The organism is Acidobacteriota bacterium (genome assembly GCA_029861955.1).
Lineage (GTDB): Bacteria > Acidobacteriota > Polarisedimenticolia > Polarisedimenticolales > Polarisedimenticolaceae > JAOTYK01.
On the sequence record JAOTYK010000016.1, the window covers coordinates 40,073 to 61,355 of the forward strand.

Annotated in this window: 17 protein-coding genes; 9 read left to right on the plus strand and 8 right to left on the minus strand. The window is 62.2% G+C overall.

The features are described from left to right. Positions 1 to 46: 46 nt before the first annotated feature. From OES25_09760 to cyoE, 5 genes are read right to left on the minus strand one after another with little or no spacing between them, the layout of a single operon-like run. On the minus strand, positions 47 to 1,087 hold the full coding sequence (locus OES25_09760; GenBank protein MDH3627927.1) for a hypothetical protein: 1,041 nt from the start codon (positions 1,085 to 1,087) through the stop codon (positions 47 to 49). Further along, positions 1,080 to 3,020, minus strand: a complete 1,941-nt coding sequence (locus tag OES25_09765; protein MDH3627928.1) for a Na+/H+ antiporter NhaC family protein — start codon at positions 3,018 to 3,020, stop codon at positions 1,080 to 1,082. Before OES25_09765 ends, OES25_09760 begins: the two co-directional genes overlap by 8 nt. A gap of 23 nt (positions 3,021 to 3,043) precedes the next feature. Beyond that, complete coding sequence (locus OES25_09770; protein MDH3627929.1) at positions 3,044 to 3,838, minus strand: ABC transporter permease; 795 nt, start codon at positions 3,836 to 3,838, stop codon at positions 3,044 to 3,046. Next, positions 3,838 to 4,782 carry an ABC transporter ATP-binding protein gene (locus OES25_09775; protein MDH3627930.1) on the minus strand — a complete coding sequence of 315 codons (945 nt, stop codon included), beginning with the start codon at positions 4,780 to 4,782 and terminating at the stop codon, positions 3,838 to 3,840. The genes OES25_09770 and OES25_09775 overlap by 1 nt, the downstream gene beginning before the upstream one ends. A gap of 16 nt (positions 4,783 to 4,798) precedes the next feature. After that, positions 4,799 to 5,683, minus strand: a complete 885-nt coding sequence (cyoE, locus tag OES25_09780; protein MDH3627931.1) for a heme o synthase — start codon at positions 5,681 to 5,683, stop codon at positions 4,799 to 4,801. A gap of 111 nt (positions 5,684 to 5,794) precedes the next feature. On the opposite strand from cyoE, the gene OES25_09785 reads away from it, so the two are divergent. The 5 genes from OES25_09785 to OES25_09805 all read left to right on the plus strand — a co-directional run bounded on the left by OES25_09785 (position 5,795) and on the right by OES25_09805 (position 12,771). After that, a complete protein-coding gene (locus OES25_09785) occupies positions 5,795 to 6,490 on the plus strand; it encodes a methyltransferase domain-containing protein (GenBank protein ID MDH3627932.1) in 696 nt (231 codons plus the stop codon). Positions 6,491 to 6,604: 114 nt separating this feature from the next. Next, complete coding sequence (boxC, locus tag OES25_09790; protein MDH3627933.1) at positions 6,605 to 8,260, plus strand: 2,3-epoxybenzoyl-CoA dihydrolase; 1,656 nt, start codon at positions 6,605 to 6,607, stop codon at positions 8,258 to 8,260. Next, positions 8,260 to 9,666 (plus strand): benzoyl-CoA 2,3-epoxidase subunit BoxB, encoded by a 1,407-nt coding sequence (boxB, locus tag OES25_09795; GenBank protein ID MDH3627934.1) that lies wholly within the window; start codon positions 8,260 to 8,262, stop codon positions 9,664 to 9,666. The genes boxC and boxB overlap by 1 nt, the downstream gene beginning before the upstream one ends. Positions 9,667 to 9,673: 7 nt before the next feature. After that, positions 9,674 to 11,419, plus strand: coding sequence for a CRTAC1 family protein (locus OES25_09800; protein MDH3627935.1), 1,746 nt, complete (start codon positions 9,674 to 9,676; stop codon positions 11,417 to 11,419). Further along, positions 11,416 to 12,771: a tetratricopeptide repeat protein gene (locus OES25_09805; GenBank protein MDH3627936.1), complete on the plus strand. Its 1,356-nt coding sequence runs from the start codon at positions 11,416 to 11,418 to the stop codon at positions 12,769 to 12,771. Before OES25_09800 ends, OES25_09805 begins: the two co-directional genes overlap by 4 nt. A 13-nt stretch (positions 12,772 to 12,784) precedes the next feature. Here OES25_09805 and OES25_09810 read toward each other — a convergent pair whose 3' ends face one another. Genes OES25_09810 through OES25_09820 form a run of 3 tightly spaced genes read right to left on the minus strand, consistent with a single transcriptional unit; the run spans position 12,785 to position 15,453 of the window. Beyond that, positions 12,785 to 13,936, minus strand: a complete 1,152-nt coding sequence (locus OES25_09810) for an efflux RND transporter periplasmic adaptor subunit (GenBank protein MDH3627937.1) — start codon at positions 13,934 to 13,936, stop codon at positions 12,785 to 12,787. Positions 13,937 to 13,941: 5 nt separating this feature from the next. Next, positions 13,942 to 14,637: a DUF4956 domain-containing protein gene (locus tag OES25_09815; protein MDH3627938.1), complete on the minus strand. Its 696-nt coding sequence runs from the start codon at positions 14,635 to 14,637 to the stop codon at positions 13,942 to 13,944. Positions 14,638 to 14,652: 15 nt separating this feature from the next. Beyond that, positions 14,653 to 15,453, minus strand: coding sequence for a polyphosphate polymerase domain-containing protein (locus tag OES25_09820; GenBank protein ID MDH3627939.1), 801 nt, complete (start codon positions 15,451 to 15,453; stop codon positions 14,653 to 14,655). Positions 15,454 to 15,836: 383 nt separating this feature from the next. Between OES25_09820 and OES25_09825 the strand changes: the two genes are divergently transcribed. The 4 genes from OES25_09825 to OES25_09840 all read left to right on the plus strand — a co-directional run bounded on the left by OES25_09825 (position 15,837) and on the right by OES25_09840 (position 21,241). After that, positions 15,837 to 16,670: a hypothetical protein gene (locus OES25_09825; protein ID MDH3627940.1), complete on the plus strand. Its 834-nt coding sequence runs from the start codon at positions 15,837 to 15,839 to the stop codon at positions 16,668 to 16,670. A 139-nt stretch (positions 16,671 to 16,809) separates the two neighbouring features. Continuing rightward, positions 16,810 to 19,554, plus strand: a complete 2,745-nt coding sequence (locus OES25_09830; GenBank protein MDH3627941.1) for an MMPL family transporter — start codon at positions 16,810 to 16,812, stop codon at positions 19,552 to 19,554. An 11-nt stretch (positions 19,555 to 19,565) separates the two neighbouring features. After that, positions 19,566 to 20,405: a phosphate/phosphite/phosphonate ABC transporter substrate-binding protein gene (locus tag OES25_09835; protein MDH3627942.1), complete on the plus strand. Its 840-nt coding sequence runs from the start codon at positions 19,566 to 19,568 to the stop codon at positions 20,403 to 20,405. Beyond that, positions 20,402 to 21,241, plus strand: coding sequence for a hypothetical protein (locus OES25_09840; protein MDH3627943.1), 840 nt, complete (start codon positions 20,402 to 20,404; stop codon positions 21,239 to 21,241). Before OES25_09835 ends, OES25_09840 begins: the two co-directional genes overlap by 4 nt. The last annotated feature ends 42 nt before the right edge of the window (positions 21,242 to 21,283 follow it).

Consider the following 21,283-nt stretch of genomic DNA (forward strand, 5'->3'; position numbering starts at 1 on the left):
TAGCGTCCAGCACTGTGTTGGAATCCGAGGAGTCTAGCAGACCGTTCTATTCCAGTTTTTCGCCCTCGATCCGCGAGGCCCGCGGCGGAGCGAGCCGCCGGACCACGACCCGGTCCGTACGATCGAAAACAAGATGGCCACGGATCAACCGTGGTCGCCGTTCGAAGTCGCCGGGAAGACGTGCGTCGATATCGACCGGAGTCGGTCGGTCGCCGGCGCTTCCGATCCGATGAGCGAGAGAACTCCCGTCGAAGAGGAGGAGTTCATCACCGGCGAGACCCTGCGCCGGGGTTCTCAGGGCCCACGGGTTGTCGGCATCCCCCCCGCCGAGCGAGATCGGGTCGTAGGCGAAGATCTCGCCACCGTCGCCGTCGATGATGTCGAAGCGCCCAAACCGTCCTTCGGTGATGAATCGATCGTGTCCCACGACCCGCAATGCGGATGTCGAAAAGCGATGCGGGCGGCGCCACGCCTCGATGAGCGTGGCCGGGTCGTCGGCGGAGCGCTCCAGGCCGACCAGCGCCTCCGCCGTCGAGAGCACCAATCGGGACCCGCCGCGAATCGCGGTGACTCCGTAGACCGGTTCTCCGGCATCGTGCTCGAGACGGGGTTTGCCGTTCAGGCCCAGAATCGTGACGCGGGTCCCGGATCGACACGCTCCGGCGCGAGGCCAGCCGACGATCGATGTCCCGTCCGCGCCGAATGAGAGGTAGAGGTCCTCCTGGATCTCCCAGAGAAGGGTTCCATCCGATCCCAACAACGATCCACCCCCACCATGGCAATCGCCCTCGCCGGCCGGACGGCGGACGAGCAGCATGCCGCCATCGGGGGACAGCTCGAGTCCGTCGCTGCGATGGGGCAGATCGATTATCCGCTGCCGCACGCCCCGTCGGTACAGCAGAGCATCCGCCTCGTGGTCGATGTTGGAGATCTGCACGACGATCTCGTCACCGACAACATCGACGTCGGGTGAAGCGCGAAACTGCCAACCCTCCGGCGGTTCGAGATGAACATCTCCGGCGCCGGACGCGGAGGCGCCCAACATCACGACGAGGAGGCCGGTCGCGACGTGGCAGGGCCTAACCATGAGTGCCCGTCGGCCGACCCACAAGCCGAAGGATCCCGAACAGCGTAAGGGCTGATGCGATCAGCGACAGCCATGGCGAGAAGCCCAGCCCGGCCGGGATGTAACCGAAGACGAGGGCCACGCCCGCGACGACCATCGCGTACGGCATCTGTGTTCGCACGTGGTCGACGTGATCACAAGCTGACGCCATCGACGAGAGGACCGTGGTGTCGGAGATCGGGCTGCAGTGATCGCCGAAGATCGCCCCGGCGAGAACCGACGAGATGGTCGCAAGCAGGATCGATTCGGCGCCGGCGACGCTGTAGCCGCCTGATTGTGCGAGGGCGAAGGCGGACGGGACCGCCAGCGGGATCAGGATGCCCATGGTGCCCCACGCAGCACCGGTAGCGAACGCGGTCGCGGCGGCGATCATGAATACGATTGCGGGGAGGAGACCCGGATGCAGCCGATCAGAGAGGATGTTCACCATGTAGTCGGCGGCGTGTAGGTCCTGACAGACCGCCGAGATACACCATGCCAACGCGAGGATGACAAACGCCATCATCATCCCGCGGACACCGGCGATCCATGCACCGACGGCCTGAGCCAGCGACAGTATCCGTTGGACCCACGGAAGGGCGATCGCGACGAGGCAGCCCGACAGCGACGCGTAGAGCAGTGCGTCGTAGGAGCTGCCGGCCCCCAGGACGTTACCCAGCCCGCGCCATCCGAGTTCGCCCAATGTGCGGGTTCCGTCGGGGTCGCCATTTTCGATCAGGCCTGCGCGACCGGAGAGCCAAAGCGAGACGAACGTCACGATCAATACGGATGCGACCGGTACCACGGCATTCCACAGGCGATGGGGTTTGTCGCCAACCGGTTTGAGGTCTTCATGGTCGAAGTCTGCCAGCGGGGTCGAGCCCTCGCGCAGAACATGACCCGACAAGGCACGCTTTTCCGCCTCGCGCATTGGACCGAAGTCGCGTCCGGTGCTGCACAGCATCAATCCAAAGGCCAGGGCCAGAACGGGATAGAAGTTGTACGGGAGCGACCTCAGGAAGACGACGTAGGGATCCAGGTCGGAACCACTCGTGGTCAGCGCGTCACCGATCAGCGAAACCTCGAACCCGATCCAGGTTGACACGAGGAAGATACTGGCGACCGGCGCGGCCGTGGAATCGACCAGGAACGCCAGCTTCTCGCGGGAGATGCGGAGTCGGTCGGTGACGGGGCGCATGGTGTTTCCGACGAGCAGGCTATTGGCGTAATCGTCAAAGAAGACGAACAGCCCTAGGCCCCAGGTCGTCAGCTGTCCGCGTCGCCTGCTGGTCGCGAAGCCACGCAGCGAGTCGACCAGTCCGTTCGTTCCACCGCTCCGAAGCATCACTCCGACCATCCCGCCGAGCAGCAGCGAAAACAGGAGCACCCGCGTGTGGTCGCGATCGACAATCGCGTTGACCGCGTAATGATCGATCCATCGCAGCAGGCCGACAAGCGGGCCGCCATAGACGATCGTCGCACCCACCCACACGGCGATGGCGAGAGCCGGGAGTACCTGCCGGAACAGCAGGGCCAGAAGGATGGCCAGGGCCGGCGGAACCAGGGCCAGCCAGCCGGGGATTCCGCGGACGGGAACGTCGATCGCGTCCACAGACGATCCCGGCAAAACCAGCCGTAGTTTTCCTCGCCCGGGGGGTCCGTTCGGTATCTCGATCGTTGTCCGCCCGTCGTCGTCCAGAACGCCCGAGGCCAGTCGGGAGCCCGCCGAGTCGTTCAGCTCGTACCGCAGACCCGCCACCGTCGGATTGTCCGCGATGACCTCGAGTTCCATGGGGAGCCGATTGAGATGGAGGCGAGGGGACTCGACGCGAATTCCGGGCTCTTGCGCCAGCGCGGGACTCGCCAGACCGAGCAGGAGTAAGAGAAAGGTAAAGACCGCAGAAAGACGTCGCATCGCAAAATGCTAACACGCCCATGTCAGGCAGGCAGCCGCCGTCGATTCGCGATCCGCCAGGCGAGCGTCAAGAGGAGGAGAGATGCCCCGATGACGACCGCCAATTCCACCAGCGCATTGGGGCCCGCCAGAACCACACTATCCGGAAGATCTGCTCCGTAGAGTCCACGACGGATGGCAGCCATGCCATAGGTCAACGGATTGAACTGAACGACGGGGCGCAAGACTGCGTGTAACCCGTCTGTCGGAAACATCGCCCCCGAAACAATCCACAACGGGAACAACGCGAGGCTCATCACGACGTGGTATCCCTGGACGGAATTGAGCCACCAGGCGATCACGAAGCCGGTCAGTGTGAGTGCAAGCGCCAACGACAAAAGGGCGGCCAGCAGCGTGGGCCACGCGATGTTTCCGAGGGGGAATCCTGCCCATGGTGCCAGGACCAAGAACATCAGGCCATGCAGGACGGCAACGCTGGCAGCACCGAGGGACTTACCGAGGACCATCGATCCGCGGGATCCCGGCGCGACGAGGACACCTTGCAGGAAGCCCTCACGGCGATCCTCGATGACCGACATCGTTGTCGAGATGCTGACCTGGAGGAGCAGCATCATGAGAATCCCCGGGTAGAGGTATTCGAGGTAGTTCACCTCGCCGTTACCCAGGGAGAACCGCGGAGCGATCCCCGCGCCGATCGCGAGCCACAACAGAAGCGGTGGGGCCAGGGCGCCGATCACCCTGGACCGCTGACGAAAGAATAGGCGAACCTCTCGTCTCCATAGGACACCGACGGTCGCGAGTTGGATTCGTAGCTCCATCAACGGTCTTCCTCGATATCCAGCCGTTGGCCGGTGCGATCGAGAAACACTTCGGCCAGACCCGTCCGTCTCATCTCGACGGATCGTAGGCAACCCGCCTCCAGGGTCTCCGTGATTCTCGGAATCCAGCGATGCGCCTCGTCGAGCCGCAGGGCGAGCCGGTTGCCAACGATCCGTGATTCGAGTTTCAGTCCGTCGGAGAGTTGGTGACCGACCGATTCGGGGTCGTCCGCTTCGAGCCAGAGAAGATCCCCGCGGACGGATGCACGCAGGTTGTCGGGAGAGTCGCACGCGATGATCGAGCCCTTATCCATGATGGCCACGCGGTCGCTCTGCTCGGCCTCATCGCCACGATGGGTCGTGTACAGGATCGTGACGTCTCGTTTTTGACGGAGCGCGAGTAGATCGGACCAGACGCGGCGAAATGCACCCTCGTCAAGACCGGTCGTTGGTTCGTCGAGGAGCAGGAATTGGGGTTCATGGATCAGGGCGCGGGCTATCTCGACACGACGTCGCATACCGCCCGAGAATGTCGAGACAATGTCATCGGCGCGATCCGAGAGGCCGACGTCGCGCAGTAGCCCGTCGACTCGCTTGCGCGCGCTGCCGCCCCGGATGCCGTAGAGACTGGCGGCCATCAGGAGGTTCTCTTTCGCGGTGAAGCGGTTGTCCAGCGCGGGGTCCTGGAAGACGACCCCGGTGGACGCGAGGAACGTCGACTCGTGCGCTCTGAGATCATTTCCCGCCAGCGTAACCGCTCCGGAGTCGGGGCGCAGCAGACCCGTCAAGACGTGAAACAGGGTCGTCTTGCCGCAGCCGTTGGGTCCGAGCAGTGCCAGGACCTCGCCGCGGCGGATCTCGAGACTCAGCCCCGCGATGACCTGTCGCTTACCACGACGGACGTGCAGGTCGCAGACGGAGAGCGCAATGACACCGTGAGACAAGGTTTTGTTCAGCCCCTCAGATGAGATCGACGACCAGGGCCGTCAACACGACGGGGAGGTAGACGAGGGAGTAGAGGAAAACCCGTCGAGCCCAGCGGGCCGAATCCGTGCGTTCGCTTGGAATGGCCAGAACGACAAAACCGATCCCCATGACCCCTGCACTAAGGAGGTAGGGGGTGCCACCGAACGGAACGAGGAGAGGCAAGAGACTCCAGAGGAGCATCAAGATCGTTGAGCCGAAAATTGCGTAGCGAGTCACCCGTTCACCGTAGACCAACGGCAAGACACGGATCTCGCCACGCTCGAAATCGTCACGCAGGTAGAGGGAGATCGCGATGAAGTGCGGAAGTTGCCAGATGAACAAGATCCCGAACGCAAACATGCCGACCCATGTGATCTCGTTTGCGACGGCCGTGGATCCCATCAGCGGTGGCAGCGCCCCCGGCAGGGAACCGACCAGCACCGCCCAGGGGGTCACCCGCTTCATGGGTGTGTAGATCCACGCGTACGAGACGAACGCCAGGAGGCCGAGGCCGGCGGTCAACAGGTTCGTGGTAAGCGCAATGCCTGTCAGGCTGACCGTCGCCAGGCTCAGTCCGACGGCCAGTGCAGTTCTCGGTTCGACGCGACCGGTCGGGAGCGGCCGATTGCAGGTGCGTTGCATCCTGCGGTCGTTGTCCCGCTCGATCCAGCAGTTCAGCGTATTGGCGGCTGCCACCAGCGCCGAGGTCGAGAACAGGAAGATCAAGGTCGGCATCGCCGGCAGAGAGGCCGGCATCAACCAGATGCCGGTGCCCGCCGTGAACACCACCAGGAACGAGAGGCGTGGCTTGCCGAGTTCGACCAGGTTGCGAAACTGGACGAACGGGGTGGGTGCGACAGTGACGCTGGAGTGACTCATAAACTCGTAGTTCCCGGCAGTGGGCGCGGCGCCGGGGGACAGCGTACTATATCGGGAACGCCGTCGGCCATCCGGCGACGGGACGACCCGTTCGAGTCTCAGGAGTAGGCGATGAAGATCAGGATTTGGCGGCGAGAACAGTGGCTCCTGCGTGCTCTCGTCCTGTGTCTGATGATTGTACCGGTCATGGCCTACGGGCAAGACTCGGCGCCGATGGAGACGGCCTCCGCCGAGGCCGATGTGCAGAAATGGGTCGAGATCTTCGAGGATCCCGAACGCTGGAACTGGCAGGGGGGCATTCATATCCTGGGTCTCATGGCCATCGAGTACGGGGATACCGTCGCGGACATCGGGGCGGGAACCGGTTACTTTGTTCGATACCTCGCGCCGGCGGTCGGCGACGACGGAACGGTCTACGCCGTGGACATCAATCCGGCGTTTCTGGATCACATCACGTCGCGAATCGACTACCCCAACTCGGATCGGGTGTTCCCCATCCTGGCCGCCCCCGACGACCCTCAGCTACCGGCGGGAGAGATCGACGCCGCGCTGATCCTGAATACTTGGCATCACATCGACAATCGCGTTGCGTACGCGGAAAAACTGAAGGAGTCGATGAGTCGATCCGGTCGCGTCGTGGTCGTCGACTGGCGCGCCGAATCCCTCCCTCTGGGTCCACCGATTGAGGAGAAGGTGTCGCGGGAGACGGTGATCCAGGAATTCGAGAAGGCCGGTTGGAGACTCGTGACCGACAGCACGATCCTTCAGTACCAGTACCTGCTGAGTTTCTATCCGGATCGCTCCTGAGTTGGCCGGTCCGTCGCCGCCTTTAGAGCTTTGAGCCCTTCCGTGAAGAACCGGGCCACACTGGGCGGGACTAGTCCCCGAGCGTGACGTATAATCCCGGCCGGAGGCTATCCCGTGACAACCGAAACTGAAACAGAACCCCGAATCTCGTTCGAAACTCACCCGGATCGATACCACCACTGGAAGCTCGAGATCGACGGTGCCGTCGCAACCCTGAAGATGGCGGTCCAGGAAGATCACCCCCTGCGACCCGGGTACGAGTTAAAGCTCAACTCGTACGATCTGGGAGTCGACATCGAACTCCAGGACTCGATCCAACGTCTACGGTTCGAGCATCCGGAAGTTCGATCGGTCATCGTCACCGGTGGGTTCGATCGAATCTTCTGCGCCGGCGCCAATATCCATATGCTGGGCTCCTCGACCCACGCATTCAAGGTCAACTTCTGCAAGTTCACCAACGAGACTCGCCTTTCCATTGAGGATGCGGAAGCCAACAGCGGTCAGCGTTTTCTGGCCGCACTCAACGGCACCTGCGCCGGAGGTGGCTACGAGCTTGCGCTCGCATGCGGTGACATCGTGCTCATCGACGATGGAAACTCGGCGGTTAGCCTTCCGGAGGTTCCGCTGTTGGGCGTCTTGCCGGGGACCGGCGGATTGACTCGGCTCGTCGACAAACGAAAGGTGCGACGTGACCTGGCCGACGTGTTTTGCACGACCGCAGAGGGGGTCAAGGGCAAACGCGCCGTCGAATGGGGACTCATCGACGCGACCGTCCCACGAAGCAAGTTTGATGAGTTCGTCCAGGCCCGCGCCGAAGAGTTGGCCGGTTCGTCGCCGGCACGGAGCGATTCGGGGATCGAGCTCACACCCCTGGACAAGACGATTGAGGACGACCGATTGATCTACTCCACGCTCGAGGTCAACCTCGATCGGGAGAGCCGGGTCGCGCGAATCGAGATCAAGGGTCCGGATCAAACGGCTCCGGCCGATGCGGCTGCTGCGAAGGAGCTGGGAGCGTCCTGGTGGCTGTTCAGATTATTCAGAGAATTTGACGACGCCCTTTGCGACCTTCGTGCGAACGAGGCCTCCATCGGTCTCGTGTTGATTCAGAGCCAGGGCAGCCTGGAGGATGTGCTGGCCCACGATGCCATCCTGGAGAATGCGGGAGACGACTGGTTTCTTGACGAGGTCCGGTTGTTCATCGCGCGGACCCTTCGCCGAATGGACCTGACCGCACGATCGCTGTTTACGTTGATCGAACCGGGTTCCTGTTTTGGCGGCACGCTGTTCGAGTTGTCGTTGGCGTCCGATCGAACGTATATGCTCGACGATCCGGATCGTCCTGTCGCCGTCGCACTGAACCGAATGAATGCCGGCGCGTACCCGATGTCTCACGGGCCGACGAGGATGGTGGTCCGCTTTCTCGGCAAGCCCCAGCAGGCAGAGAAGCTTCTGGCGAAATCACGAAGCTACGACGCGGCCGACACGGAAGAGGCCGAGCTCGTCACTGTGGTTGCGGATGACATCGACTACGAGGACGAGGTTCGACTAGCCATCGAGGAACGTTCCAGTCTCTCTCCGGATTCTCTGACGGGAATGGAGGCCAGCCTTCGTTTCCCGGGCAGTGAGAACTGCGATTCCAAGATCTTTGGACGTCTCTCCGCGTGGCAGAACTGGATCTTCCAGCGACCCAACGCGGTGGGCAAACAAGGCGCATTGACGCTTTACGGCAGACCCGACCGTCCGACCTTTGATTTCAGGAGGACCTGATGCAACTGTTCGAGAAGATTCCAAACAACGTCAATCTCTCACAGAACAGACGACTTCAGCGGGCACTGGAGAAATGGCAGCCGAACTACCTGAAGTGGTGGCAGGACGCCGGACCCGCCGATTATCAGGCGGACGATATCTATCTGCGGACGGCGATTTCGGTCGACTCCAAGGGTTGGGCGCACTTCGACTACGTGAAGATGCCGGACTATCGCTGGGGAATCTTTCTTGCGCCGCCGGAGGCCGATCGCCGGGTTCCGTGTGGGGATGGCTTCGGCGACCCCGCTTGGCAGGAGGTTCCCGGCGAGTTTCGAAACGCACTTCGCCGGATCATCGTGACGCAGGGCGATACCGAACCGGCCAGCGTCGAGCAGCAACGTCTTCTCAGTGATACGGCACCGAGCCTCTATGACTGTCGCAATCTGTTTCAGGTCAACGTGGAGGAAGGACGACACCTCTGGGCGATGGTCTACTTGCTGCACGCCCACTTCGGTCGCGACGGACGGGAGGAAGCCGAGGAGCTCCTCGAGCGTCGCTCGGGAGACTTCGATAAACCGCGAATCCTGACCACGTTCAACGAACCGATCGACGATTGGCTGTCGTTCTTCATGTTCACGATGTTCACCGATCGTGACGGGAAGTACCAACTTCTGGCCCTCGCCGAGAGCGGGTTCGATGCGCTCTCACGAACCACACGGTTCATGCTGACCGAAGAAGCTCATCACATGTTCGTCGGAGAGACCGGAATCGGGCGAGTTCTGAAACGTGCGTGCGAGTTGATGAAGGAAGACCCTAACGAAGACGCCCGCGCGGGAGGCGGATTCGAGCTTGACCTGATCCAGCGCTACGTCAATTTCTGGTACTCGTCCAGCCTAGATCTGTTCGGCGGCGAGATCTCCTCGAACGCGGCCGACTACTTCGCTGCGGGACTGAAGGGGCGGGCCAAGGAAGACAAGTACGACGATCACGTGGCTCTCAGCGGAAACTACGAGATGGACGTGTTGCAGGACGGGAAGATCGAGACGCGCCTGGTACCGATGAGGAATGCCATGAACGAGGTGTTGCGAGACGCCTACGTCGATGACAACCAACGGGGTGTCGATCGTTGGAACAAGATCATTCGCGCCGAGGGCATCAACTACGAGATCAAATTGCCGAATCGTCGATTCAATCGAAAGATGGGAATCTTCGCAGGCCATACGTTTGATCCGCAAGGGAACCCCGTCAGCGCCGAGACATTCGAGGCGCATCGGGCCGAATGGCTTCCGACCGAGGGTGACAAGACGTACGTCAAGCACTTGATGAAGCCGGTTCTGGCCCCCGGCAAGATCGCCAACTGGCTGGCACCACCGGCCCGTGGCATCAACGGGCAGCCGTTCGAGTTCGAGTACGTCCGCCGCTGTTGATCCTGTCATGCGTCGACTCGCCGTAGCGCTGATCGCGACCATGACGATCCTCGAGCTTGGTTGTCCCGCAGGCATCGACGACGTCGACGACGGTGTCGCGGAGACCGCGCCACCCGTGTACGTGGACCGCGCACGCGATGCGGGACTGACGCATCCGGTGATCGTCGGAGACGCCGTCAAGAATCATCTCCTCGAGACGACCGGAACCGGCGTGGCGGTAGGGGACTACGACAACGATGGAGATGAAGATCTCTACGTGGTCACCGCCCAGAGTTCCTCCGGCTGGCTCGCCAATCGACGATCGGAGCACAATCGGCTCTATCGAAACCGCGGAGACGGGACCTACGACGAGGTCGCAGACGAGGCGGGTGTCGCCCTGGCGACATGGGGGCAGGGTGCCTATTTCGTCGATATCGACGACGACGGCGATCTCGATCTGTTTGTCACCAACTGGGGTCCCAATGTTTTCTATCGCAATTCGGGGGACGGGACCTTCGTCGACGAAACTCTCGAGTTGGGAGTGTCCGGCGCACCCGATGCCTGGAGTGCCGGTGCGACATTCTCGGACCTCGACGGCGACGGCGATCTGGACCTCTATGTCGCGAACTACTGCGAGTTCGATCTCGCTAACCCACCGCACGGTGGGAGTCGGATCGTATGGAAGGGAATCGCGGTGTTTCGCGGCCCGCACGGGCTAGTCGCCCAACCGGACACGTTGTACCGAAATGACTCCGGTCGTTTCACGGATATCAGCCGGTTAGCCGGGATCGCTTCGGACGCGGCGCCGCGATACGGACTAGGTGTGGTCGCGGCGGACTTCGACGAGGACGGCGACCAGGACATCTACGTCGCCAATGACTCGCAGTCGAACTACCTCTGGATGAACGAGGGTGGGCTGAATTTCACCGACGTCGCCACGCGTTCCGGTGTGGCCACCAACGGGGATGCCAAAGAGCAGGCGGGGATGGGGACCGACGCGGCAGACTACAACGGCGACGGCAGACTCGATCTTGTCGTCACGAATTTCTCGCACGACTGGAACACGCTTTATAGAAACGAAGGCCAGATGTTGTTCCGTGACGACACGTTCCCCGCAGGTCTGCAGGATAGTTACCTGAATCTGGTCTGGGGCGTTAAGTTCTTCGACGCCAACGACGATCGGCGCCTCGATCTGTTTGTCGCCAATGGGCATATCTACCCTGCCGTGGACTCTCACGCCCAACTCAACACGAGTTTTCGGCAACCGAACACGCTGTACCTGAACTCGGGAGATGGGACGTTCCGCAACGTCAGCAACGAGTCCGGCAGCGGCATGGCGGTGCGCGAGTCGAGCCGCGGCGTCGCGATTACGGATGCCGAGGGAGACGGCGATCTGGATCTCGTAGTGACCAACATGGATCAGATCCCCACGCTCCTGATCCGAACCGAAGGTGGGTCCGGAGCCGGATTCTCGCTCGACCTGGACTTGCGATCGTCCGGACCCAATCGCTACGCAGTCGCGGCCCGGGTGCAGGTCACGACACCCGACGGTGTGGATCGGCATCGCGTCAACCCGTTCAACTCGTATCTATCCCAGAGTCGCTATCCGATCCACGTCGGACTCGGTGCCAATCGGCTGGCCGATCGTGTCGAGATTTCCTGGCCCTCGGGGGCGGTCGAGAATCTGGAGGCCGTCGCCGCGGGCGCACGGTACCGTATTGTTGAGGGGCAGGGAATCGTCGAGCGGATTCCCTACCGGGGAGAGGGGTCATGAGTTATCGAGCGATGGGGTTGTGGATCGCCTGTCTCGTCTTCGCGGCCTGTAGTTCGGAGCCGCCGAGTTCCACCACCGGTGGCGTTGTCGGGTCGCCGGCCGGAGAGCGCGACTGGAGCGGTTCCGACGACCCGGGTCTTGCGTCGCCCGGATACGCAAGCGCCATCCGTGACCTCACCGCCGCCAATGAACGGGGCGACATCGACGGCACCGTCGCGGCGGCGCAACGCGCGTTGGCGATCGCCCCCGCCTCCGAGGCCACCTGGCAGACGCTTTCGAATATCTACATCAGTGCCGGGCGGGATACGGAAGCCCTTCGATTCTTCGGCGACCGGGTCGAGCGAAACGATCGACGCATGTGGGCATGGTTCTTCCAGGGCTATCATGCTTTTCGAGTGAATCGGTGGGACCTGGCGGCCACCTCGTTCGAAACGGTCACGGAGCTCGAGCCCGATTACCCGGAGGGCTGGTTCCGGCTTGGAGTCACCCGCCATACGGCCGGCGATTTTCCCGGAGCCGTCGATGCCCTTCGAAATGCCTACCGCCTATCGAAGGAAAATGCCCTCTACGCCGCCTATCTTGGGCGAGGGCTGCGAGTCATCGGCGAGACCGACGAATCGGCCCAGGTCGTCTCTGACGCCCTGATGTTGCATCCCGATTCGGCGCAGCTCCATCTCGCGTTGGGGCGGCTCCGTGCCGGCGCGAACGAACTCGACGAAGCGGAGACCTTGATCCGCCGTGCCGTCGAACTTGAACCCAGTTCAGCAGAGGCTCACTCGGAATTGGCTTCGGTGCTTCTCCGACTGGGGCGGACCGACGACGGGCGACGTGAAGAGCGCACCGCGGTTCGTATCCGAGACTACAATCGTGTTAAAGGCTTTCTTGTCGAGCGGATGGGGTTACTCCCGGAGCATCCGCTCGTTCCTCTGTTGCTGGCAGAAGTCGAGATGAGCGAGAGGAAACCGGTGGAGGCAAGACGAGCGCTTGCTCGCAGCCTCCAATTCGGTGGAGATCCGAAACGAATCGCCGCCGGCGAAGTCTGGCTGGCGGTGTTTCAGAGCGAACTCGATGCCGCCGACAGCGCCGTCGCGCGTCTCGGGTCGGGGCCACGGGCCGAACTTGCCCGGTCGATGAACGCAAATCTGAACCAGGATTTCGACGCCGCACGGGATCACCTGGATCGCGCGCTGGCTGAGGCACCCGAAGAGAAAATTTTCCTGCGGCGAGCGGCCGACCAATGCCGAACACTTGGTCAGGACCAGCGTGCCGAAACACTCCTTGACCGAGCCGAACAGGCGGGGTTCGCCTCGGCGCCTACCACGCAGATCCTGGTCGAAAAGGCACCGGGCTGATGGAGTGGCGTCGCTAGCGACGCAGTAACTTTACACCGACCAGCTCGCCCGGCATGAGATCCATGTTGGGCGAGGCTGCGATGACGAGTGCCCTTCCGTGGTCGGGGATCCGCTGATCTCTCCAGAGACGTTGGGGGAGCGGGGCGATCGACTCGCCAACCCGTACCACCACCGATTCCGATAGTGCGCCAGGTCGCGTACGACTGGCGACGAGGACCGGCGTGTTGACGGCGATGTCCCTTGAGTCACCTTCCCGCACGTAGGCGACGATCTCGGACACGCTCTGATCCGCGATAGTGAGTATGGGTTCCCCGGGAACGACCGCCTGCCCGGATCGGCAGAGAATCTGGCTGACCTGCCCGTCAATCGGGCTACGCAGCAGCATCGCTTCGCGCGTCAACTCGATCTCGCGGATGCGGGCCTGCTCGACGCCGATGGCAGCCCGCAGCGGCTCCAGGAGCGTGTCCAGATTGGCGAACGACGGCATCTTGCTTTCGAACGAGGTTCGACGCCCCTGCGCGACACGAAATTCCTCTTCCGTCTGCGCCAGCAGGACGCGGTTCTCGGCGAGTTGCGTATTTGCGCTGTCGTAGAGCAGAGTAAAATTGTCGAATTCCTGTTGTCCGATCAGCCCCGTCTCGAGGAGAGGGCGTGCGCGTTGCGCTTCAAGTCGAAGCCGCTCGACCTCGATCTCGTCGCTTTCGATCTGGACGCGAAGCGAGAGGATCTCCAGCCGTCGCTCTTCCTCGTCAACCTGGAATCGACGCAGGTCCGCCGAGCGATCCGCGTGGTCCGCGCCACGATCGGCGAGAATCTCGATCCGTCGTGCAGCGAGTTCTGCACGAAGCTGCGCCAATGCACCATTTGCCGTGTCAATCGCCGCCAGGAGCGGGGCATCGTCCATCTTGGCAACGACGTCGCCGGGGTGAACGGTGTCGTAGAGATCCACCACGACCGTTTCGAGCGTGCCGGTGGCCGATGCGGAAACCTCATACTGCAACGAGTTGGCAAGACCGACGTACTCGAAATCTTGTCCACGCCCGATCAGAAGTCCGATCGCCAACGCGGCGGCGACGAACCACACGATCATCGGTAATGTGCGGACCTTGAAGTCCGCGACGCGCTGTTCGCGCGGCGTCGGAATCGTCTGTTGGGATTCGCTCATGAGACCTAGACCTCCGACAGATCGCTTCGAAGAACGACGGACGCATGCGTCACACTGTCGAGTTCGCGTAACTCGCTCAACAAGTCGCCCGCGCGATTGCGGTCACGAAGTCCAATTTGGAACACGAATTCAGCCGACTCGTCTTCGCCACTCTGGCGAGTGGAGACTTGCTTGATTGCCCGACAGAAACGATCGAGCAGATCGGAAGACGTTTCAAGTCCGACGCCCGCCGATGCAACGCGGACCGTGAGGTAGCCGTCAAATCGACCGTGACTTCCAAATCCGGTCGCGTCCAGATAGATCACCACCCCTAGAAGGCAAACGGTTCCGATGATCGCGGTCAAGTACAGTTGTGACCCGACGGCTAGCCCGACCACGAGTGTGACGAACACGAACACGGTGTCGCGCGTGTCTTTCAGCACGTTTCGAAAGCGGATCATCGCCAACGCACCGAGGAGTCCGAAAGCCGTGACGAGGCTGTCACCAATCACGAACATCACCAGGGCGACGACGAGCGTCATCAGGACCAGCGATTGAGTGAACGAACGAGAATACGACAGACCGCTGTGTGTCCACGTGTAGGTCCAGGCGATCAACTGCCCGAGCACGAACGCCAACAACATCGCCAGCATCGTCGACGCAAACGAGAAGTCGCCAAACCCGTTGTTTGCGGCCTCCATGGCGTGCATGAACTCTTGCACCGTCCTTCGACCTCCTCAGCTCGTCCGCATGGGCGGAAGTTCGACACCGTCCAGACCAAATGTCGCTTCGCGCCCGCCGTGCAGCACGTGCTCCATCGACCAGACGTACTTGGGGACGGCCTGTTGCATCAGACCGAAGACGCGGACGATGTCGCGAATGAACGACGGATAGCGTTCGGTGAATTTCAATTCCAGGATCGTTCCGGGAGTGGGAGTGCTCACCCATCGACCGTCTTCATGGGACAGGTTGTCGTCCATCGTGACCGCATGCCTGAGTTGTGTGTCCAGCGTGATCCGCACCGGATCATCCCCGCGGGACTCGTACGCCTCACGCATGTAGCGGACCCGGACGACGGGTCTCGCGCGGGCGAACGCCATCTGGTGTCGGAAGTAGGCCATCGTATCGAGGGCCTCCGTGGGAGGCGTCGGAGCATCGTCGGTCGTGAGGCCGAGGAGCGACGGGACCCACTGGCGTTCCAACCGCACACGGTTCTTGCGGACGATGGTGTTGATTCGGTTCTTCACTTCCAGGAACGCCGGTGTCGCCGGATCGTCGGAATAGGTTCGTATCCGGAGCTTGTAGCGATCCCGATGGCCGCCCTCGGTCTGGTGATAGAGGCGAAGATCCTCCGAGTCGAGGTAGAGGCTGCAGATCGGATAGCGATAGTCCTCTCGCATCGCCGCGAAGCGATCCGGTTTCATGAACGGCCGGATGAATTCACGGACCTCGGCCACGATCATCGGGCTGATGATGTACTTGCACTCGAATCGTGAGCGCAGAGTCCTGTCGCTGGCTTCCGCCTGTCGTTGTGCCATCCCAGATTCGTCCGTGCCGTCGGTCGTCCCTGCAGTCCACTCGCGGGCCGACCGGGATCGCCATCTTACAGAACCCCCCGGTCCGATGGCAGCACCGCCGGACCGAAGCGTCTTGTAATCTGGCATTTACCGATCTTCCTTTATATACGGACAGCCTGATCCGCTTTCTAGCGGTTTCGCATTCCGCACAAAACTAAAATTGTTAAATGCTCTTCCGCGCCTCACCTCACCTGAGGCCGCGCGACCCGTTATCGGGCGATCGGAGGAATCGAAACCGAGCTAATCTCCCCGCTGAGGGCGTAAGAATCCGGCACGGGACGTGCAAGGTAGAGGGCGGGAAAACAATGGACTCACCGCGAGGTGGGCCGAGGAGAGGAACAAAAATGAAGCAGAAAACCTGGATCCTGTCGTGGGTTGTCATGTTGGCCGCCGGTTTGACCGCCGCCCTCGCAGGAGACGGCCACGCCCGATCCTGGAGCCACAGTGGCTCCGCCATGATCCTTCACGAAGACGGCGCAGAGAGTTTTGACGTGGGAGATCTGGCCGACGGCGAAACCCGTGTCTTCGGAGCCGGCGACAAGCAGATCACTGCGACACGCTCCGGCAACGTCGTGACCCTCCTGCGAAACGAGAGCGGGGACGAGAAGAAGATCGAGATCCTCTGCAACGTGGACAGCGATAACTGTTCCATCGTCACCGCCGGCGATGGCGACTCGGTCGCGATCGTCGTTCAGAAGACCCGTACCTGCCACGGAAACAAGGACGAATGCGGTGCCGATCCTGCGATCGCGGATTTCGCCTCGGGTGAAGGCCTTGCGCGTGTCATTATCGAGAAGCACGCCGACTGCGAGGGCGACGATTGCGACGAGTTCGAAGTTCTCGTCAGCGGCGAAGGGCACGGGAATCACTTCTTCCACCACGAGAACAACTCCGTGGTCATCTCCCCGGACGGTGCCGAGGGCGAGTGGGTCAGTGAAGACGGTCACGACATCGCGATCGCAGGCCCCAACGCGATCTTTCTCTCCGCCGATCAGTTGGTTCTGCGTTGCCCCGAAGGGGACACCACGACCCGTATCGAGAAGGACCGGCGGCACGAGACGTTCCTCTGTCCGCAGCATTCGGTCCCGCTCGAAAAGCAGAAGATGCCGAGTATCCGGCGTATAAAGATCGAGCGTCCCCATTCGGGCGACGACGATCACGACAAGAAGAAAATGTAGTCAGAGCGTTTTGACGAACGGGCCAGGTGACATCTGTCGCCCGGCCCGTTCTTGTTGAGGCTACGCCGACACTCTTCGCCTGATAAAGTAAGATCGTTCGGCGAGACTTCCCCCGCCGGTCTACGTCAGGCTTATCACCTTGCTGCGCTCGCTACTCGGCCGAATTCAATCGCTCGCTTTCACGCGCCCCCTGACGGTTCTGGCGATTTCCGGGGGGCTTCTGCTGATCGCGCTCGCGCTCGGCTCTCAGGTCGAGTTCCGCAAGTCTCGAAGCGAGTTGGCGCCCGACGACGATCCGGATCAGCAGCGTTGGGGACGACTCCTCGACGAATACGAAGGGACCGAGGCCCTCATCGCCTGCGTCGAGGCCGATCCGGAAGCGGCGCGCGACGCGGATGCCAAGTCTCTCCAGGCCTTCGTCGGCGTTGTTGCGGAGGCTGTCGCCAACGACGAAAGCGTCGCCCAGGTCTTCTATCGAGTCGACCGGAATTGGTTCTACGAGCGCGGGCTCTATCTCATGCCGCCGGACGATCTCTCGAAGATCGTCGACCGTGTTCGCGATCAACAGCCACTTCTCGATCTGTTGGGATCCGTTGACGGCTTCCCGGCGTTGAATCGAGTGTTGTCGGGCCAACTCTCCCGCTCGCTGGAGAGCGGCGCCGCCGATTCCGGACAAGATGCAGACCTGACACCCATTCTCAACTACCTCAAGTATCAGAACGAATTCCTGGCGGACCCCGTGGCCTCCGTATCGGCATGGACCGACGTGCCGTTCATGGACGTCCTCGGCAGGCAGCGCTACGGCGATGAGGCGGACGGTTACCTCAAGACTTACGACGGCTTGACCTATTTCATCCTGATCACGCCTGCCGGCAAGGATGACAGCCTCGATTTCAGGCGCGGACTCCTGGCCACTCTGGGCGATCGCATCCGCGACGCTCAGATCGATCACCCCGGCTTTCGAGTCGTGTTTACGGGTCAGCCTGCGTTGGTCGTGGCCGAGATGGACTCCGTGAAGCGGGACACGTTCAGGACCTCCTTCTTTGCGATCTTCGGCGTGGCGCTGTTGACGTATTTCGTGTTTCGCTGGCGTACGCATGTCTGGTTGGTCCTCACGGCGCTGGCCGTAGGCATCGCGTGGTCGTTCGGTGCCGTGTGGATCGAGTTGGGCTACCTCAACATGATCACGTCGTCGTTCATATCGACCCTCGTCGGCATCGGTGTTGCCTACGGGATCCATCCCGTTTCGGAGTACGAACTCGAAGGGGGGCACACGATCGATCCGCTCGCCGCCGCGCGGAACGCGTTCAAGGTCACCGGCCCTGCAGTTACGGTGGCTGCGGTGACGACTTCCGTAGCGTTCCTGTCCATTCAGTTGATGAGATTCCGAGGGTTTAGCGAGTTGGGCCTCGTGGCCGGCGTCGGGGTCTTACTCTGCTGGATCGCCGCGGCGTGGACGCTGCCGGCGCTCATCGTGGTCTTCGGGCGTTCCCGTGCTCGGCGACGTGCTCGTGTGGGCGCAGAGAGGGGGAGGAGCGCATCCGCCGTCGACCGGATCTGGGTCGAGCGGATGGCGGGAAAGATCTGTCACGCTCCGCGGCTCGTGGTGGGGCTCGCCCTCGTCTGGACCGTCGTTTCCATCGGCCTGATGGGGGGGATCCGCTTCGACACCAACATCCTCGACCTACTGCCGCAAGGATCGGAATCGCTGTCGTACCAGCGACGAATGGCGCTCGAGTCTCGGCTTTCGCCGCTGTACAACATCGTCGTTGCCGAGAGTATGAACGAGTTGAGCGCACAGAGAGCACGCGCGGCGGAGGAGCCGACGATCCTCCGTTTCGAGTCGGCGTTGGAGTTCCTGCCCGAGGACGTGGAAGAGTCGCACGCGGGGATCACCGAACTTGGAAGCCTGATGACCGACGTTCGATTCCCGTCGGAGGCCTCCGAATCGACAGCGGCCGATTGGGTGTCCTCGTGTCGCGAACTTGAAAACGCGTTCCTCGACGCACTCGATGCCGCCTTCACGGCGGGATTAAGTGATCTGGTCGAGCCGTTGGACTCGGCCACGACAGAGGCGGCGACCTGTGTTCGACTTGCCGCCGAGACCGATGACGCGCGACACCGGGTCTGGCAGCAGCAACAGCAGCGACTCATCGATTGGATGCAGGCGCCGTGGGGCCTGCTGCAGAAGGCGTTGCGCGCCGATCCGCCAACTTTGGACACGCTCCCGTCGGCGATCCGCGCACGCTACTTCACGCGGAGCGGAAAACCCCTCGGGTTTCTCTATCCCGACGGCGATGTCTTCGACCAGGAATTCCTGACACCGTACATCGAAGGGTCCCAGCGGGTCGCCGCAGACGCCACGGGTTTCCCACGGGTGTTTCACAAGATGGCCGGCCGGATCACCGGTGGCTTCTATCGATCGGTCGGCATCGGAGCGTTTCTCGTCGCGATCATCCTCTGGATCGATTTTCGGAATCTGACTCTGGCGGCGCTGGCGCTGCTGCCGCTGGGCATGGGTGTGGTGTGGATGTTGGGGTTCATGCGTATTTTCGGTCTGCAGTTCAACTTCGCGAATCTCGTCGCCGTTCCACTGATCATCGGGGTCGGTATCGACAACGGTGTCCACGTGATCCATCGGACGCGACTCGAGGGAGCCGCCGGCATGGAGATGGTGCTGCGTCACACCGGTCGCGCAATCCTGATCGCGTCCCTGACGACGATGATCGGATTCGGCAGCCTTGCGTTGGCATCTCATCGGGGAATCGCGAGCCTCGGCCTGGTCCTGCTCCTGGGTGTCGGTTCCTGCCTGATAACCTCCACCATCGTCCTGCCAAACCTGCTGGTTGCGCTGGGGATAGCAAGGAAACGACCGACGCGGTAAGATTTTCAGTGATGAAACGCACATGGATCCTGACCGCCGTCGTCGCCCTGGGTATGGCAACCCTCGCGTTCGGTGAGCCTCTCAACATATTGGCCATCGCGCCCGGTTATCCCGGAAACACCGAACAGGCCCAACCATCGATGGATGCGCTGGCGCGCTCGACGGAAGGCGTCGCGGATCTTGACGATGGTGATGTGACGTTCACCTACTACGAGCAGTTGGACTCGGGGTTGGCGCGCCTGAAGGCGGGCGATGTTGCGGCGGTCCTCGTTCCGCTTCCGTTCTTCTTCCAGTTTGCCGACGAGCTGGCGTTGACGCCGGTCCTCGAGGCGATCCAGGAGAACGGCGAGAACGACTCGTGGAGCCTCGTCGCCCTGAAGGACCGGATCAGCGACCCGGCGTCGCTCTCCGGCTGGATCGTGGCGGGCAAGCCCGGCTACTCGCCAGAGTTCGTCCGCCAGGTCGCGCTGGCGGACTGGGGAGCGCCGCCGGAAGATGTAGAGATCCAGTTCAGCGAACGGATCCTGAGGGACATTCGAAAAGCCGCGGCCGGCGAGTCGGTGGCGATCCTCCTGGATCAGTTTCAGACGGCCTCTCTAGCGAACCTATCCATGGCACGCGATCTCGAGGTCGTCACGACGTCCATCGAGATGCCCGCCAGTATCTTCTGCTGGGTCGGGGAGGGCGCCCCGTCTGGAACGCGGGAACTCCTCGAGAGCGCCCTGCAGCGAATGCACTCCACCGACGACGGCAAGGAGGCGCTGGGCGGAGCACAACTCGTGAGATTTCAGCCGTTGGACGACCGAGAACTGGCCCTGCTTGAGAGCCTGCAACCGGAGACCGTCGAGTGAATCCGACGCACGGGTCGTCCCGGACTCGGGTTCCTTTCATCGTCGTCGTCCTCTTCCTTGCGCTGGTTGGCATGGGTTGTCGCTCGGCGCTTCGCGACCCGATCGAACTGGCCCCTACCCAATCCGTGGAGTCCGGATCGCTCGACGAACTGCTGGAACGGGCCGAGCGTTCGTTCGAGACCCGCGTTGAAACCGACGTCCGACAGGCGTTGATCTTCTACGACGAGGTCGCGGCCCGCGGTCGCGAGGAAACCGATCGGACCCACTACCGCAACGGACTCCTCGGAGCGATCCGAGTTCGACTCTGGCTATCGACGCGGGTGGGCGAGCCCGACGAGCGGCGTGCGACGGCGGCGCGGGCCGTCAATGACGGCCAGCTCTGCGAACGAGACTTCGTCGGCGATGCGGCCTGCGTCTACTGGCTTGCCCTGGCGGTCGGTGCGCAGGCGCGAGAGCGCCGCTCAACGGCGATCGACGGTCTCGACGTCATGGAGGACCGGTTACGTCAGGCCATCGAATTGGATGCGACCCAGGACCACGGTGGTCCCCATCGCGTACTGGCTCTCCTGTACTTGCGAGCACCCGGTTGGCCGACGGGGCCCGGGGATCCGGACGTCGGACTGGAGCAGGCCCGCCTCGCCATGACGATCGACGATTCGTTTCCGCCGAACGTGCTGGTGCTCGGCGAGGCGTTGGTTGCCGTCACGGAGGACGATGAAGGTCGCGGCGCGTTCCTCCGGGCACGGGCGATGGCGGAAGCGTGGCTGGCAAACGGGCATCCGGAAGCGGCCGATTGGGTCGATGAAGCAAACGAATTCCTGCAAACCGTTCAGTAAACAGTGTTTACGCGGTTGTGTGTCGTCCCCGTTCGGAGTAAA

Excerpts from the sequence above, each read along its gene's own strand:
- OES25_09810 (MDH3627937.1), bottom strand. The coding sequence starts at position 13,936 with ATGAGCGAATCCCAACAGACGATTCCGACGCCGCGCGAACAGCGCGTC.
- OES25_09805 (MDH3627936.1), top strand. The coding sequence starts at position 11,416 with ATGAGTTATCGAGCGATGGGGTTGTGGATCGCCTGTCTCGTCTTCGCG.
- cyoE (MDH3627931.1), bottom strand. The coding sequence starts at position 5,683 with ATGAGTCACTCCAGCGTCACTGTCGCACCCACCCCGTTCGTCCAGTTT.
- OES25_09800 (MDH3627935.1), top strand. The coding sequence starts at position 9,674 with ATGCGTCGACTCGCCGTAGCGCTGATCGCGACCATGACGATCCTCGAG.
- OES25_09785 (MDH3627932.1), top strand. The coding sequence starts at position 5,795 with ATGAAGATCAGGATTTGGCGGCGAGAACAGTGGCTCCTGCGTGCTCTC.
- OES25_09760 (MDH3627927.1), bottom strand. The coding sequence starts at position 1,087 with ATGGTTAGGCCCTGCCACGTCGCGACCGGCCTCCTCGTCGTGATGTTG.
- OES25_09835 (MDH3627942.1), top strand. The coding sequence starts at position 19,566 with ATGAAACGCACATGGATCCTGACCGCCGTCGTCGCCCTGGGTATGGCA.
- OES25_09770 (MDH3627929.1), bottom strand. The coding sequence starts at position 3,838 with ATGGAGCTACGAATCCAACTCGCGACCGTCGGTGTCCTATGGAGACGA.
- OES25_09765 (MDH3627928.1), bottom strand. The coding sequence starts at position 3,020 with ATGCGACGTCTTTCTGCGGTCTTTACCTTTCTCTTACTCCTGCTCGGT.
- OES25_09825 (MDH3627940.1), top strand. The coding sequence starts at position 15,837 with ATGAAGCAGAAAACCTGGATCCTGTCGTGGGTTGTCATGTTGGCCGCC.
- boxB (MDH3627934.1), top strand. The coding sequence starts at position 8,260 with ATGCAACTGTTCGAGAAGATTCCAAACAACGTCAATCTCTCACAGAAC.
- OES25_09820 (MDH3627939.1), bottom strand. The coding sequence starts at position 15,453 with ATGGCACAACGACAGGCGGAAGCCAGCGACAGGACTCTGCGCTCACGA.